Below are 15,785 nucleotides of genomic sequence, written 5' to 3'. Positions count from 1 at the left end.
CCTTGGCAAGACGGCATGACGCGGGGTCACGGCAGGACAGGGCCGGCACCGCGCGGGGCGCGTGCTTCGCGAACTGTCGCAATTACCTATAAAGATTGAACTTCCTTCGATCCAAGGGACGCATTTTCGTCCCAATTCAGACACCGCCCGGCCCGCAACGGCTGATGATTTCGGGATTGAACGCACCCTGCACCGCATCCGGCCCCGCCCGCAGCCTGTCCCGTTCGAACAGGAGTATCGAGGTATGACAGTCCAGTCGCAATTTCCGGTTTCCGAACCCGCCGAGACCCTTGGCGACGGTCTGCCGCCGGGCACGACCCTGTGCAACGGGCAATACACCGTCGACACCTACCTGAATTCCGGCGGCTTCGGCATCACCTACCTGGCCCGCGACAGCCTGGGGCGCCGTGTCCTCATCAAGGAATGTTTCCCCAACGCCATCTGCTGCCGCCGGGGCGAAGACGTCCGCCTGCGGTCGAAAAGCTACGACATGGACTTCACCCGCGCGGTCGAGCTGTTCCAGAAGGAGGCGCGCGCGCTGGCACAACTGCAGCATCCCAATATCGTCGGCGTGCACCAGATCTTTGAGGCCAACGGCACCGCCTACATGGCGCTGGATTTCGTCGAGGGAACGGACCTTTTCGACCTGCTGGACCAGCACCCTGACGCGCTGACGCCCGAGGCGGTGCGCGAACTGGCGGTTCTGCTCTTGCAGGCGCTCAGCTACGTCCACCGCAACGGCATCCTCCACCGCGACATTTCCCCGGACAACATCCTGCTGGACACGATGGGCACGCCGGTTCTGATCGATTTCGGGGCCGCACGGCAAAGCGCGACACAGGCCAGCCGCGTGCTGTCGCGGGTGCACACGGTCAAGGACGGCTATTCCCCGCAGGAATTCTACATCGCCGGCAGCGCGCAATCCCGGTCCAGTGATCTCTATGCCCTGGCGGCGACCTTCGTCCACCTGATCGAAGGCAGCCCACCGCCAAACAGCAGCCTGCGGCTGGCGGCAGTGGCCGAACAGCGTCCCGATCCTTTCCGCCCGCTGTCAGGCCGCTTTCCCCAACACGACCCGCACCTTTTGGCGGCGATCGACCGCTGTCTGAACCTGTTTTCCAAGGACCGGTTGCAAAGCGCCGACGAATGGTTGGATGCGCTGGCAGGGCGGCGCCCGTCGCTTCTTGCCCCCGCTGCCCCGACACAGGCGCCAGAGCCATGCGTCGCCGCCCCGCCCGTCGACCCGGAGATCGAGTCGAAGATCGCCGAAATGGTGGCCAGCAACCACGCCGCCATCGCCGAGGACGGCGACGCGCGCAGCGCCCACGTCAAGCGCGCGCCCCGCCCCGATCCCGAAGAGGCAAAGCGCGCCGCCGAACGCGCGTACTGGGCGATCCTGAACGAGGACCCCGCCGACTGGGTCAGTGAAGCCGAACCGGAACCGCCGGAAGAAGAGGCCGCGGAAGGAGAATTGGCCCCGCCGCCACCGCGCCGCCGCCGCTTTTCGCTGAGCGCACTTCTATCCTGGTCCGGCCGAAGTCGGCGGCAAACGCTGGAAACGAACCTATGAGGAAAGGGTGAAGGACATGCAGGGTATCAAGAACCTGATCGCGCGGAGACGCCCGGTATCCGATCCCGCGCTGGACACGCCTCCGCAGGATGCGCCCGCGCGCGACCCCTGGGATGATCTTGCCGGGCGCATGGCGGCCGAACAGGACCCGCGAAACTGCGACATCGACAGTGCCCGCGCCGCACGCAACCATGTGCCCCGCCCGGAACGACCCCAACCGTCACCGCGGCAGGAATGGGCCGCGCCCGCGGCGCCCGATGCGGTGGACCTGCCCCCGCTCGACCTGGACTCGGCCGCCGCCACCAGCCCCAGGATCTGGGACCTGGAACCGGACAAAACGGTAGCCCCTGCCCCACCGTCGTCCCCCGGCCCCGAACCCTCGGCGCTGGCGCGCAGCGCCTCCGCGATGGGTACAGAGCCTCAAGATGTGCCAAGGCCCAGTTTGCAGCGGGTCAAGACACGGCTGCTGGGATTCCACGCCGAGCCCGCCGGTCCGGACCCGATGGCCGCCCCCGCCGCAAGTGCGCCGGGCGCCGAACCCTTCTTCCCCATCGGCTGGATCGTCGTGATCGACGGACCGGGCCGCGGTGCCAGCTTTACGCTGACTGCGGGCCTGTCGACCGTTGGGCGCGATCCGGACCAGACCGTGACCCTGGATTTCGGCGACAGTGCCATTTCCCGCGACCGACACCTGGCCATCGCCTACGACGAGGATGACAACCGCAGCTATATCGGCCACGGCGGCAAGGCCAATATCGTGCGCCTGAACGACAAGCCCCTGCTCAGCACCGAGGAATTGCACGACGGCGACACCATCCGCATCGGCAAGACCCTGCTGCGCTTCGTGGCCTTCTGCGGCGAGGGCATGTCCTGGGCCGGCCCTGAAGATGGGGCGCAGGACAATGGCTGAGCTGGCCACCGACGCGGCCTCGGGCCAGTTCCTCGGGCTGCGCAGCCGGCAGGAAGACGCGCTGATCGCGCAGTTTCCCGAGGGCGGCTTGCCCGGGCTGGCCGTGCTGTCGGACGGCATGGGTGGTCATGATGACGGCGACCTCGCAAGCCGCATCCTTGTCAGCGAGATGTTCGCCGAGCTGTACCTGGCCGCGGCCCGCGCCTCCTTGCAGGGCGATCCCGGATTTCGCACCGCGCTGGACAGCGCCAACGCCCGCCTGAAACAGCATATCGACGCGGAGTGCATCAGCGCCGACACCGGCGGGACACTCGTGGCCCTGCGCGTGGACGCCGCCGGGCTGCGCTGGCTTTCCGTCGGGGACAGCCCGCTGTACCTCTTTCGAGACGGCGCGTTGCGACGTCTGAACGTGCTGCATTCGATGGGCGCGCAGCTGGATCTCATGTCGGAACGCGGCGCGATCACGCCCGAGGCCGCCCGTACCCATCCCCACCGCCATTGCCTGACCTCCGCCGTCACCGGCCAGAGCGTGCCCCTGGTCGATTGCCCGGCCGAGGCGCTGGCGCTGGAACCCGGGGACATCGTCCTGTTGGCCAGTGACGGGTTGAACGTTCTCGACGAAGGCGAGATTGCCCAGATCCTAGGGCGGCGCCCAGCGACAGAGAGCGCCGCTTTGACCCGCGCCCTGCTGGCTGCGGTCGAGGCCAAGAAAGCGGACCAGCAGGACAATGTCTCTCTGGTCGTGATCCGCATGCTCCTCTGTCCCCGCACGGTGCTTTCGCGCCGCGCCAGATCTTTCGCCGTGAAATGGCCCCGGCTCGGGATGGACGGGCTGGCGGGACTGGTGCCGCTCAAGCGGAGAGCCGGACTATGAGCCAAGCAAACCAAGCGCAAACCCTCGCCGGGCTGCGGGCCCTCTGCGCCGATGCCCGCCTGTCCGCGAAGGCCCGCGCAAGTTGCGCTGCCCTGGCCGAGAAACTGGCGGCGCCGGTGCGCATCGGTATTCTTGGCCTGCCCGGGGCCGGAAAGCGCAGGATCCTGGCGGCCCTGGGCGGGCTGCCCCCCGAGTTTGCACAACACGCCTTGCCGACGCTGGAGCTGCAACCCGGTGACGCCCCGGGGACCAGCGCCATGCTGCCCGACGGCAACCGGATCGAGGCCGAGGGCCTGCCCGCACCCGATCTCCTTGCCCAGGCGCCCGTGTTCCTGCAGATCGCATCCCCCGATCCGGCCCTGTCGGGACGACGCCTCTTGATGGTTGTCACCGACACCAGCGCGGCAGACCTGCGCGCCGGCCTGTCCTGGGCCGCGCCGCGCGTCGACCTTTCCCTCTGGTGTTCGCAGGACTGGAGTGATTTCGAACGTGAACTCTGGCAGGCGGCCCCGGAGCGGCTGCACAATCACGCGCTGCTGGTCTTGACTGGCAGGCAATCGCCTGCCGCAGCCGCAGGCGCGGACTTCGACGGGCAGCTCAAGGTCGACCCCGCCACCGCCGAAGGGCTGGCCCCGCTGATCGCGCATCTTGACCAGGTGATCCGGGACGCCAGCCAGCAGGACATCCACGCAGCCCAGATGCTCTTGCATCGTTACGGTGCCCCTACGCCCCCTGCACCGGCTACAGCGAATAAACCGACGGCACAGGTCATTCCGCATCCCACAGTTCTCCCGCCGGAGGCCGCGCGCGACCTTGCCCGGGTCTTTCACGCGGTCCGCGACACGGCCAACGACCTTGCCACGACCCTTGAGGGAGCATGCGAAGAAGACGCGCTCTTCAACGCTTTCGAAGCGGCTTTCGCCTTGCTGGCCGACAAGGCCGCCGGGTCCGACAGCCTGCAGGAACATCTGCCCGACCTCGTCGCACGGTTCGACGAGGCCCAGGACCTCGCCCTGCTGCTGCGGATCGAGGGCGGCGCCGAGCAACTGGCCGATGCCGCGCAATTGCTGCTGCAGGTCCGGCAGGATGTCGAGCAGCACATGGCCGCCTGACGGTCGGAAAAGGTCCCGCAAGAGGATACACAGGTGAGACAAGACGCATGACACAGGTTTCGACGGACCCGAACGCAACGCCGCCCAGGGCCTTTGACGGTTTTTCCGACCTTGCCGAACGGCTGGCCGATCTGGACCTGCGATTTTCCGAAATGGCGCAATGCGGCGAGGAGAGCATCGCCCATCAGGCCCGCGAATACCGCCGCCAGATCCGTGCATTCGAACCCTCGGTAACCTTCATCGGGCAAGTCAAGGCAGGCAAGACCACGCTGGTGAACGCGCTCACCGGCTGGCCGGACCTGCTGCCCGCGGATGTGAACCCCTGGACCTCGGTCGTGACCTCGCTGCACATGTCGCCGCAGCTGAAACCGCAGGACCGCCGCGCCGCCTTCCGGTTCTTTACCAACGAGGAATGGGACCACCTGATCCGCCAGGGTGGCCGCGTCGGCGAAATCGCCGCCCGGGCCGGGGCGGACACCGAGCTGGAAAAGGTCCGCGCGCAACTGGACGAGATGCGCGAGAAATCCAAGGCACGGCTGGGGCGCAAGTTCCAGATGCTGCTGGGCCAGACCCATGACTACGACACCTTCGACCAGGAGCTGATCCAGCGGTATGTCTGCCTAGGCGACGATTTCTGGGAAGCGGCAGACGGCAGCCCCGATCAGGGCCGGTTCGCCGATATCACCAAATCGGCGGACCTCTGGTTCCCCGGGCCGGACCTGCCTCTGGGCCTGTGCATCCGCGACACGCCGGGCGTCAACGACACCTTCATGATCCGCGAACAGATCACCATCAACGCCCTGCGCGGCAGCCGGCTTTGCGTGATGGTCCTGTCGGCGCAACAGGCGCTTTCCTCCGTCGACCTGGGCCTGATCCGGCTGATCTCGAACGTGAAATCGCGCGATGTCATCATCTTCGTGAACCGGATCGACGAGCTCGCGGACCCGGTCAGCGCCGTTCCGGAAATCCACGCCAGCATCCTCGCCACCCTGCGCCGGTTCGATGGTCCGCAGGAGGCCGAGATCATCTTCGGCTCCGGCTACTGGGGTCATCACGCCGTTGCGGGCCGCCTTGACGACCTGGGCAGCGACAGCGCCGAGGCGCTGGTCAGCTGGGCCGAGGCACATGTCACCGGCGCACTGGCCCATCTGCCTCCGCAAGAGATCATCTGGCAGCTTTCCGGCCTGCCCGCCCTTGGCGACGCCATTGCCCAGCGGGTCGAACAGGGGGTGGGCGCCCGCCTTGAACAGACGTTGAAGGTGGCGCTCGACAACCTGCAGACAGGCAAGGACATCAGCGTGCCCCGAGACGGGTCCGGCAGGTTCGAACCGCGGCAGCCGACGATGGCCGCGCCGGACATTGCGCACCAGCTCGACCGGATCGAGGACCGCGCCTGCGCGGCGCTCGAGTCCCACCTGGCCCGGATGCACGAAGCCTTTGCCAACCGGTCCGACAATGCGCGCCGCGCCTTCCTTGGACGGGCCACCGGGTCCCTGGTCAAGCACCTCGAACACTACGGCGAAGGCGAGGTCTGGACCTACGATCCCTCCGGGCTTCGGATGCTGTTGCGCAGCGCCTACAAGGTCTTTGTCCAGGGTGCGGGCAAGGCCGGGACAGAGGTCCTGGCCGGGGCGGCCGAGGACATCGGCGCGCTCTACCGGACGGCCTTCGCGCTGGAAACCGACGGACCTGCGATCAAACCGCCGCCACTGCCCTCGGCCCCCGCACCGATCAGTCTTGGCCAGACCATCGCTCTGGACCTGCGGGGCAGCTGGTGGGCGCGGTTCTGGCGGCGTCAACGCGGCTACCACGCCTTTGCCGATGACTTCTCGCGCCTGATCCACGAGGAAACGAAACCCGTGGTCGAGGCCCTGCACCACCAGTGCGCCGCGCCATTCTCGCAAGAGCTGCGCAACACGCTGACCGAGTTCATCCAGGGTCAGCGCGACATCCTGACCGGCCTGACCCAGGACAGCGCCGTATTCCCACAGGCCACAGCCCCCAGGAACCGACTGCAGAGGTCCGCATCATGACAGACGATCATCCAACCGACCCGGGCGCCCGCAAGCCGCGCGTTGCCCTGATGGGTGAATTCAGCGCGGGCAAGAGCACCCTGGCCAACCTTCTGCTGGGGCAGAACAGCTCTCCGGTACAGGTCACGGCCACGCAGCTGCCGCCGGTCTGGTATCAACTGGGCGCCCCCGGTGCCCAACGCGTCGGTACGGACGGCAGTGCAACGCCCCTGCCCGCCGAGGACTGGACAGCGGTATCGCCCGAAGACACCCGGATGATCCTGGCCCGGCTGGACGCGGATATCCTGCAGGCCTGTGACCTGATCGACCTGCCCGGAACCTCGGACCCGAATATGGCACCGGATTTCTGGGATGCCTTCCTGCCCAAGGTCGACCTGGCGATCTGGTGCACCCCCGCCAACCAGGCCTGGCGCCAGTCCGAGGCCGCGCTCTGGGAACAGGTGCCGCCGCAGCTCTGGACAAAGAGCCTGCTGCTGATCACCCGCATCGACAAGATGCAAGGAGAGCGGGACCGGGCGCGCGTCGTCGCGCGGGTCCGGGCCGAGGCCGGGGCCCTGTTCCGTGACGTCCTGCCGATTTCGCTGACCGGCGCGCTGGCGGGCCGCGACAATGACGAGGTGCTGGAGGCGACCGGCGCCGCCGCCCTGGTGCGCTTTCTCTGCCACGCGCTCGAGGGGCTGGAGCCACCTGCCCCGGTTCAGGCTCCGCGCCCTGCCACACCAAGATCGGCGACCATGCGGACCGCGCCCCCGCCTTATGCCGGTGCCGGCACCGAGCCAAGGATCGTACCGCGCCGGATCACACGCAGGAAATCGCCGGACGCCCGGCCAAGGCCGGAACATCGTCAAGCCTGATCCCTGGAACACCTCCCGAGGTAAGGCGACCTTAACCCCGCAGGGGTCATGACAGGGACAGCAGAGGCTACCCGATGACCCGTGACGATCTTGCCAGGTTCCGTGCCGGTTTCGCCCATTGCGAACTGGTCATGCTCGCCGACACCGCGGCGGGCACCGTCCTGACGTTCGACAGCGCGATCCACCAGGGACAGGAACGCCTGGACGATCTCTGCGCCACGGCCTGCGCCCTCTTTCGTTCGGACTTGCCTGCCCGCGGCATGGCCGTCCTGAGTGGCCCTCGGGGCAGCCGATTGTTCCTGCAAATGCCCCGCGACCCGACCGAGGTGATCTGTGCGGTCCTCGGCCCCCGGGCCGACCTGCCCGCGATCTGTGTGGCGGCGGGGCGCCTTGGCGATACGGAAAACATGACATGACCGAGCATCCTTCGATTGCGACCATCCTGTCCCAGGCTGCGGCCCTGGGCACCGACAGCCAGGACCTCGCCGCCGCTACAGCCGAAGAGGCGCGGGGTTTTGTCCTGGACGCGATCGCCGCCTGCATCGCCCCGCGTGAACTGACGATCCTCGACGGGGGCAAACCTATGTTGCGGCTGGAGGCGGCGGCAGGACAGCTGTCGCGTTTGCTCGACCTGCCGGACACCGCCCCGGCGGAGGCGCGGGCCTTGTCGGGCCAGCCTCTGACGGTCAAGGAACTGGACGCCGTGGCCCGTGCCCTTGCCCGGTTGCTGCCCGGCGACCAGCGGTTGCAATGCAGGTCCACCCCGCCCGCGCAGCCGCCCGATCCCGCACACCCCGGCATTGGCGTTGATGCGCTCCTTCGGCAGCTTGGGCTGATCCCGCCGGACAGGGCGATCCAGGACCGTTGGGCCTATCTTCTCGGCGCCGCGGAGGAGGTGCTGATCGCTGTCGCCGACCCGGGACAAGCGCCCCGGCAGATTTGCCCCGACCGCCTCATGACCGCAACGCTGGAACGGCAGTTGCAGGCCCTTCTGGCCCCACCGGCGCCCGGGATCAACCTGCTGGACAAAAATGAGATTCTCTTCTTCACCCTCAAAAGCGATCCCGATATGGCCATCGGGTTGGCACAGGACGGCCCCGCCCCCCGCGCCCTTGTCATCGAGGCCGGGGCAATGGCGGAGGTCGCTGCCTTCTGGGCCAGCCTCTCGCATGTTCCGGTGGCTCGCGCCCCCTGAAAACCGCTTCTGACAAAGCCGGCTGGCACGGTCGCGACACGCTCCCGCCGCCCCGCCCTTTTCGCCCCTTGACCTCCTACCGCGTTTCATCCCACGGTTGACCCGACGACGGGCCTGCAGGCACCCAGAAAAGCCTTTGCAAGGTCCGGCAACTCGGGCACGCTTTGCCGCAAGAGCATCCAATCCAGGGGAGAACCATGAAGTATCGTTCCGCGATCGTTCCATTTCTTTTGTCGACCACGCTGATGACGGCCGCCTTTGCCGCCGACGTCCCCGAGGGCACCCAGCTGGCCGCCGACCAGACCTTCACCTACCGTGTACTTGACGAATTCTCCTCCTTCGACCCGCAGGTGGTCGAAGATGTGAACGGCTCCGAGGTCGTGCGTGACCTCTTCGAGGGGCTCTACAACCAGAACGCCGACGGCGAGATCGTGCCCGGCGTCGCGCTGAGCCACACGGTCAGCGAAGACAACATGACCTACACCTTCACCCTGCGCGACGATGCCAGGTGGTCGGATGGCAAGCCCGTCACTGCCGGCGATTTCGTCTATGCCTGGCAGCGCGCGGTGAATCCGGAACTGGCCTCGCCCTACGCCTGGTACATGGAACTGATGTCGATCCAGAACGGTGCCGCGATCATCGCGGGCGAAAAGCCGATCACCGACCTCGGCGTCTCTGCCCCCGACGATCACACCTTGGTCGTTCAGCTGAGCCAGCCGCTGCCCTATTTCGCCAAGATGGTCACGCACGCCACGACCTTCCCCTCTCCGAAATGGGTGATCGAGGAGCACGGACAGGAATGGACCCGGCCCGGCAACATCGTGTCGAACGGCGCCTATGTCCTGACCGAACACGTCCCCAAGGAACGGTCGGTGCGCGAACGCAACGAGATGTACTGGGACAATGACAAGACCGTGCTGGAACGGGTCGTGACGCTGGTCATCGGTGACGAGGCCCAGGGCCTGACCCGCTGGCGCGCGGGAGAGGTCGACAAGACGGATATCCCGTCCGGCCAGTACCCGACCCTGAAGGAAGAGTTCCCCGACCAGGCCTATGCCCTGCCGCGCCTGTGCAACTACTACATGACCTTCAACCTCAAGGACGGCCCCGAGCCGTTCCAGGACGTGCGCGTCCGCCAGGCGCTGTCCTACGCGCTGGACCGCGACGTGATCGTCGACCGGGTGCTTCAAGGCGGGCAATTCCCGGCCTATACCTTCACCCCCGGCGCCACCGACGGATTCGAGGTCCCCGAGGTCGACTACGCCAACATGACCCAGGCGGACCGCGACGCGAAGGCCAAGGAGCTGCTGGCAGAAGCGGGCTATGGTCCGGACGGTGATACGCTGTCCTTCACCTATCTCTACAACACCTCCGAAAGCCACCAGCAGATCGCCATCGTGGCCAGCCAGATGTGGAAGCAGAAACTGGGCGTCGAGGTGACGCTGGAAAACCAGGAATGGAAGGTCTTCCTCGAAACCCGCGGCAACCAGAACTTTGAACTGGCGCGCGGCGCATGGTGCGGAGATTACAACGAGGCCTCGACCTTCCTCGATCTGCTGACCTCGCAGTCTGGCTACAACGACGGCAAGTATTCCAACGCGCGTGTCGACGAACTGATGGCAGAGGCCAAGTCCTCGCAGGACGCCAGCCCGCTCTACTTCGATGTCGAGGCAATCCTGTCGCAGGACATGCCGGTGATCCCGATCTACCACGCCTCGACCAACATGATGCTGAGCGACCAGATCATGGGCTGGCCGGTCAACAACGTCGAGCAGAACTGGTACGCCAAGGACCTCTACAAGGTCGCCGAGTAAGCGCCGCGCCGCTTTCCCGCATCCCCTGCCCCGGACCAGATCCGGGGCCTCTGCACGGTATCACCGGCGCAGGGGTCCCGGGTCAGGCCCGGGACGGGGCCATCTTGCTCGAACCCCAGGTCCGGTTCCCCCATGTTCAATTACACCCTGCGCCGATTGCTGACGGTGATCCCGACGCTCCTGGTGCTGATCGTCTTTTCCTTCTACCTGATGCGGCTGGCGCCCGGAGGGCCATTCACCTCTGAAAAGCCGCTGCCGCCCGCGGTGATGCAGAACGTGCTGGAACGCTACGGCATGGATCAGCCGCTCTACGTCCAGCTCTGGACCTACATCAAGAACATCGTCTTCCACTTCGACTTCGGGCCCAGTTTCGCCCAGAAGGACCGCACGGTGAACGACGTGATCGCGCAAGGGTTTCCGGTCACGCTGACCTATGGTTTCTGGTCGGCGGTCTTCGTGCTGGTGCTGGGCATCCCGCTGGGGATCGTCGCCGCGCTGCGCCACAACAGCATCTGGGACTACACGATGACGGGCCTCGCCATCTTCTCCCAGATCTTTCCGAATTTCGTCCTCGCCCCGATCCTCGTGCTGCTCTTCACCCTGTCCTGGGGGCTGTTGCCCGGCGGCGGCTGGAACGGCGGGCAATGGGAATACATCGTCATGCCCGCCATCGCGCTGGGGACATCCTACATGGCGGGGGTCGCCCGACTGACACGGGGCTCCATGCTGGAGGTGCTGAACGCGCCCTTTATCCTGACCGCCCGTGCCAAGGGCCTGCCGGAACGGGTCATCATCTGGCGGCACGCGCTGAAACCGGCGCTCTTGCCGACGCTGACCTACATGGGCCCGGTCTTTGTCTACATGATCACCGGCTCGGTCTTCATCGACGTGTTCTTTTCCACCGGCGGCATCGGGCAGGATTTCATCGACGGCGCCTATAGCCGCGATTATTCCATGCTGCTTGGGCTAGCGATCCTCTACAGCCTGCTGACCTTCGCCCTGAACCTCATGCTCGACCTGCTTTATGCATGGATCGACCCCAAGGTGCGGAGCAGCCTGTGACCGACGCACGTAAACGCCTCAACTCCAGGGATTTCGCCGACACTGTCGCCGAAGAGATGATCGTTTCGCGGTCGTTCTGGGCGGATGCCCGGCGCCGTTTCCTCGGCCATCGGCTCGCGGTCTTTTCCGTCTTCATGCTGCTGGCGCTGGTGCTCTTCGCCCTCTTCGGCCATGCCTTCGCCCGGTGGAGCTTTGAGGAAATCGACTGGAACGTGCTGGGCCGGATCAAGACCGAGGGCGCCCCCAGCCTGGATAACGGTCACTGGTTCGGCGTCGACGAACTGGGCCGCGACCTCTATGCCCGTGTTGTTCAGGGCACGCGCACCTCGCTGATGGTCGGGTTTGTTGCCGGGCCGTTGGCAGTGCTTCTGGGGGCCACGCTGGGCGCGCTGGCGGGCTATTTCGGCGGCAGGCTCGACCAGATCATCACCGGGTTTTACACCATCTGGATCTCGATCCCCTACATCATCTTCTTTGTCGTCTGGCAGGCCTTCTTCGGACGTTCACTGACGCAGATGATCATCGTCATCATCATCGTGAACTGGACCGCCGGCCTGTTGATCGTGCGCGGACAGGTCATGATGCTCAAGCACCGCGAATTCGTCGATGCGGCGCGGATGCTGGGCATGTCCGACCTTGCCATCATCTTCAAGCACCTGGCGCCGAACATCCTCTGGGTGATCGTGATCTATACCTCGATCGTCATCCCGGAGGTCATCATGGCCGAAAGCCTGGTCTCCTTCCTGGGTGTCGGCATCCAGGAACCGAACACCAGCTGGGGAGCGCTCATCTCCGAAGGGGCGCGCACCATGACCTTCGGCACGCTCTGGCAACTTGCCTTCCCCGCCGCCTTCTTCGTCATCGCGCAGGTTTCGCTGTATTACATCGGTGACGGCCTGCGGGACGCGCTCGACCCCAAGGACCGCCGATGAGCCTGCTTTCCGTTGAAAACCTGCAGATCCGCTTTCGCACCGGCGACGGGCTGGTACACGCGGTCAACGATGTCAGTTTCGACATTGCCGAAGGTCAGAAACTCGCTCTCGTGGGCGAAAGCGGCTCTGGCAAGAGCCAGATCGCCCTGGCCATCATGGGCCTGCTGGCAAAAAACGCCGAGGTCGCGGGCAAGGTCCGGTTCGACGGGCGTGACCTGCTCAGCCTGCCCGCCTCGCAGCTGAATGCCCTGCGGGCCGCGCAGATCGCACTGATCTTCCAGGACCCCATGAGTTCGCTCAACCCCTACATGACCATCGAGCGACAGCTGGGCGAGGTGGTGGAACTGCACGAGGGCGCCAGCCGGGCCGAGGCCCGCAAACGCGCGCTGGAAGTCATGGAGGCCGTGCGTATTCCCGACGCCAGGAACCGTCTGCGCGCCTATCCGCACGAGTTCTCGGGCGGGATGCGGCAGCGCATCGTGATCGCGATGGCGCTGATCTGTCGCCCCCGCCTGATCCTCGCCGATGAGCCGACCACGGCGCTGGACGTCACCGTGCAGGCCCAGATCATGGCCCTGCTGGACGAGATCCAGCGCGATCTGGGGACAGCCGTCCTGCTGATCACCCACGACCTTGGCGTTGTCGCCGGGTTCTGCGACGACACGATGGTGCTGTACGGTGGCCGCGTGATGGAGGCCGCGCCGACCCCCGCGATCTTCGACGCACCGGGGCATCCCTACACACGCGGCCTGCTGCGCGCCGTGCCGCGGATCACCGACGGCGATGTTACGCTTTCGGCCATCCCCGGCAGTCCGCCGAACCAGACCGCCGCCCCCCGGGCCTGCCCCTTTGCGCCGCGCTGTGTCGATGCCATTCCCGCCTGCCACGAGATGCTGCCGGACTTCCGCGAGGGCCGCGCCTGTATCCGCCCGGTCGAGGAGCTGACATGAGCGATCCCATCCTCTCCGTCAAAGACATGCGCGTGACCTTCCCGGTGCGTCGGGGCCAGCGTTTCCCCTGGTCGCCGCCGCGGCGCCTGAACGCGGTCAACGGAGTCGGCTTTGACCTCATGCCGGGCCGGGTGCTGGGCATCGTGGGCGAATCCGGCTGCGGCAAGTCCACGCTGATCCGCGCCGTCGCCGGACTTGGCCCGCATGACAGCGGCACCGTCACGCTGGACGGCCAGCCCATCGACTATGCCCGCCGCACCGACCTGCAAAGGTTGCGGCGGAGGATGCAGATGATCTTTCAGGATCCGATGGCCTCGCTCAACCCGCGCATGACCATCCGCGAGATCGTGGCCGAACCGCTGGTCTACTTCTGCCCCGAGCTGAACAGCCGGCAGAGGCGCCATAAGGTGATCGAGATGCTGGACCGCGTCGGCATCGCCGAGCGCAACATGAACCGGTTTCCGCATGAATTCTCGGGCGGACAGTGCCAGCGTATCGGGATTGCACGGGCGCTGATCGCCCGCCCGCAGATCCTGCTCTGCGATGAGCCGGTCTCGGCGCTCGACGTCTCGATCCAGGCGCAGGTCATCAACCTGCTCAAGGAGTTGCAGGCGGAAATGGGGCTGACGCTGATCTTTGTCGCGCATGACCTGGGCGTGGTGCGCCACATCTCCGACGACATCCTGGTGATGTACATGGGCGGCATGATGGAGATGGCCCCGGCGGGAGAGCTTGTGGCGAACCCGCGCCATCCCTACACGCAGGCCCTTCTCTCGGCGGTTCCGGTGCCCGATCCTCGCGTGAAACAACAGCCGCAGATCCTGACCGGGGATCTGCCCAGCCCGATGGACCTGCCGCAAGGCTGTCTGTTTCAGTCGCGCTGCCCGAAACGCATTGATGCCTGCGCGACTGTGCGGCCCGACCTGACGGACCGTCAAGGACGGCTGGTCGCCTGCCTGTTGGAGGATGAAACGGTGTGACGGTCCCGGTTCAGGTCCGGGGCGCCTCCGTCTCGCGCAACGTCTCTGCCCTGTCGCGCACATCCGGCGGGATCTCGACGGCGCGCCGCGTGACAAGGTCCATCAAGACGCATTTGAAAACCGTCTCGAAGGCCACCGCCCCGTCTTCTGCTCGCTTCAGCACGTGCCGAAAGGTCATCGACTTGCCACCAACCGCCATCACGTTGCTTTCCAGCCAGATCGCATCACCGGCCTGCAACTCGGCACGGAAATCGCTTTCGGCATGGACGACGGCAAAGGATAACCGCCGCCCTTCACGCATGTCCCGGGCCGTCAGTCCCAATTCTGCCTGCACGGCAAAGACACCATCCGAACAGGCCGAAAAGTAGCGCGACACGTTCATATGCCCCAGGAAATCGCAATCGGCCGGATCGACGACCGAGCGGAAAGAAATCATGGCGGGCATTGGCACCTCCCTTTTCGGACCATAGTGCAGCAAGAGGCCCGTGCGACCAAGTTTGCTCAGGCCAGCCCCAGGTCCGCGTCCGAAGCACTGCCCGCGTATTTGTCACGGGGCGGCATCGGGCGGTCACGCCAATGTGGCTCGAAGACAAAACTGGAAATATTCCGCCCGTCGACCAGCGCCCCGTTCCCCGCCCCAAGCGCGTAGTCGTAGTAAAGCTTGACGATCTCCTCTTGGCAGACCTGATCGGTTGCGGGGTGCGCCATGCAGGCCGCGTGCCAACGCCGGACCCGGTCGTACTCCGGCCCCTCGGGCAGCGCGAAATCCTCGTAGTACTCGAGAAACCAGAAGCGTTTGAACATCGGGGTGAACACCGCCTCGGCCAGGCCAAAATCCTCGAAGAGGAACGCCCCCTCCGGGCTGTGCTCCCAGAGGAAACCGTCCAGGTCTCGGTAAAGGCCCAACAGCTTGTCGCGATGGGTCGCCCGTTGGTCTGGCTCCTGGTTCAGGACGTATAGATACCCTGCCGTTGTAAACGGGCCTTCGCGCGCGATCAGCATGGATTCCACCGCATGTTCGAACGGATCCGGCCTTCGCAAAGGGGCACCCGGCAACATCTCGTCAAGGTAGCGCAGGATGACGAGGCTTTCCTTGAGGATGCGCCCGCCGGGCGTTTCCAGCACCGGCAGGGCGGTGGTTCCGCGGGTCTTGCGCAGCAACTCGGGATCGCGGGGCTTCGTGATGTCGACCACGCGGAACTCGACCGCATCGGGAGTTCCCCGCAAGGCCAGCAGGATTTCCAGCCGCTGGGAAAAGGGACAGACGGGAATGTGATAGACGATCGGCTTATCGGTCATGTTCGGTTCCTCGGGGCGTTGTTACACCACAGGATAGCCGCGATCGCCTGTTCGCACATCCCTCGGGGGCCCCTCCCGACGTCGGAGAGGCCCCGGAGTGTTTCCTACCGCAAGTCCTCCGGCAGGAGGGCGTCGGGGAGGTTCTGGTAGCAGACCGGGCGCAGGAAGCGGCGGATGGCCAGGGTGCCGACCGAGGTCGC

General features: G+C 65.9%; 15 protein-coding genes and 1 pseudogene. 13 read left to right on the top strand and 3 right to left on the bottom strand.

Translation table 11 applies throughout. The annotated features are described in order from the left end of the window. Positions 1-244: 244 nt before the first annotated feature. The 13 genes from BLQ71_RS24695 to BLQ71_RS24635 all read left to right on the top strand — a co-directional run bounded on the left by BLQ71_RS24695 (position 245) and on the right by BLQ71_RS24635 (position 14,286). Positions 245-1,570, top strand: coding sequence for a serine/threonine-protein kinase (locus BLQ71_RS24695; RefSeq protein WP_074623629.1), 1,326 nt, complete (start codon positions 245-247; stop codon positions 1,568-1,570). Positions 1,571-1,586: 16 nt separating this feature from the next. Then, positions 1,587-2,480: an FHA domain-containing protein gene (locus BLQ71_RS24690; protein WP_074623628.1), complete on the top strand. Its 894-nt coding sequence runs from the start codon at positions 1,587-1,589 to the stop codon at positions 2,478-2,480. Beyond that, a complete protein-coding gene (locus BLQ71_RS24685; RefSeq protein ID WP_074623627.1) occupies positions 2,473-3,354 on the top strand; it encodes a PP2C family protein-serine/threonine phosphatase in 882 nt (293 codons plus the stop codon). Before BLQ71_RS24690 ends, BLQ71_RS24685 begins: the two co-directional genes overlap by 8 nt. Beyond that, a complete protein-coding gene (locus BLQ71_RS26520; RefSeq protein ID WP_074623626.1) occupies positions 3,351-4,466 on the top strand; it encodes a hypothetical protein in 1,116 nt (371 codons plus the stop codon). Before BLQ71_RS24685 ends, BLQ71_RS26520 begins: the two co-directional genes overlap by 4 nt. Before the next feature lie 47 nt (positions 4,467-4,513). Further along, the gene (locus BLQ71_RS24675; RefSeq protein WP_074623625.1) at positions 4,514-6,499 is read left to right on the top strand and encodes a dynamin family protein; all 1,986 of its coding nucleotides are present in this window, start codon (positions 4,514-4,516) and stop codon (positions 6,497-6,499) included. Further along, entirely contained in the window at positions 6,496-7,353 is an 858-nt protein-coding gene (locus tag BLQ71_RS24670; protein WP_074623624.1) for a P-loop NTPase family protein, read from the top strand. The genes BLQ71_RS24675 and BLQ71_RS24670 overlap by 4 nt, the downstream gene beginning before the upstream one ends. Positions 7,354-7,427: 74 nt before the next feature. Then, positions 7,428-7,769 carry a hypothetical protein gene (locus BLQ71_RS24665; protein ID WP_043145419.1) on the top strand — a complete coding sequence of 114 codons (342 nt, stop codon included), beginning with the start codon at positions 7,428-7,430 and terminating at the stop codon, positions 7,767-7,769. Beyond that, the gene (locus BLQ71_RS24660; protein ID WP_074623623.1) at positions 7,766-8,548 is read left to right on the top strand and encodes a hypothetical protein; all 783 of its coding nucleotides are present in this window, start codon (positions 7,766-7,768) and stop codon (positions 8,546-8,548) included. The genes BLQ71_RS24665 and BLQ71_RS24660 overlap by 4 nt, the downstream gene beginning before the upstream one ends. A 197-nt stretch (positions 8,549-8,745) precedes the next feature. Further along, positions 8,746-10,362, top strand: coding sequence for a peptide ABC transporter substrate-binding protein (locus BLQ71_RS24655; RefSeq protein ID WP_074623622.1), 1,617 nt, complete (start codon positions 8,746-8,748; stop codon positions 10,360-10,362). A 132-nt stretch (positions 10,363-10,494) separates the two neighbouring features. Then, a complete protein-coding gene (locus BLQ71_RS24650) occupies positions 10,495-11,424 on the top strand; it encodes an ABC transporter permease subunit (protein ID WP_043145422.1) in 930 nt (309 codons plus the stop codon). Further along, positions 11,421-12,356: an ABC transporter permease gene (locus BLQ71_RS24645; RefSeq protein ID WP_074623621.1), complete on the top strand. Its 936-nt coding sequence runs from the start codon at positions 11,421-11,423 to the stop codon at positions 12,354-12,356. The genes BLQ71_RS24650 and BLQ71_RS24645 overlap by 4 nt, the downstream gene beginning before the upstream one ends. Beyond that, positions 12,353-13,306, top strand: coding sequence for an ABC transporter ATP-binding protein (locus BLQ71_RS24640; RefSeq protein WP_074623620.1), 954 nt, complete (start codon positions 12,353-12,355; stop codon positions 13,304-13,306). Before BLQ71_RS24645 ends, BLQ71_RS24640 begins: the two co-directional genes overlap by 4 nt. Further along, positions 13,303-14,286 (top strand): ABC transporter ATP-binding protein, encoded by a 984-nt coding sequence (locus BLQ71_RS24635; protein WP_074623619.1) that lies wholly within the window; start codon positions 13,303-13,305, stop codon positions 14,284-14,286. The genes BLQ71_RS24640 and BLQ71_RS24635 overlap by 4 nt, the downstream gene beginning before the upstream one ends. Positions 14,287-14,296: 10 nt before the next feature. Here BLQ71_RS24635 and BLQ71_RS24630 read toward each other — a convergent pair whose 3' ends face one another. The 3 genes and pseudogenes from BLQ71_RS24630 to BLQ71_RS26925 form a co-directional block, all read right to left on the bottom strand. Continuing rightward, complete coding sequence (locus tag BLQ71_RS24630) at positions 14,297-14,731, bottom strand: acyl-CoA thioesterase (protein ID WP_074623618.1); 435 nt, start codon at positions 14,729-14,731, stop codon at positions 14,297-14,299. A gap of 56 nt (positions 14,732-14,787) precedes the next feature. After that, entirely contained in the window at positions 14,788-15,585 is a 798-nt protein-coding gene (locus BLQ71_RS24625) for a glutathione S-transferase family protein (RefSeq protein WP_074623617.1), read from the bottom strand. A 104-nt stretch (positions 15,586-15,689) separates the two neighbouring features. Then, a pseudogene (locus tag BLQ71_RS26925) lies at positions 15,690-15,785 on the bottom strand (aldehyde dehydrogenase family protein); the annotation flags it as partial.

It is taken from the genome of Antarctobacter albus, from assembly GCF_900101505.1.
GTDB lineage: Bacteria > Pseudomonadota > Alphaproteobacteria > Rhodobacterales > Rhodobacteraceae > Antarctobacter > Antarctobacter albus.
Note: the sequence above shows the minus strand (reverse complement) of the source record. Positions and strands in the feature narration are given on the sequence as shown.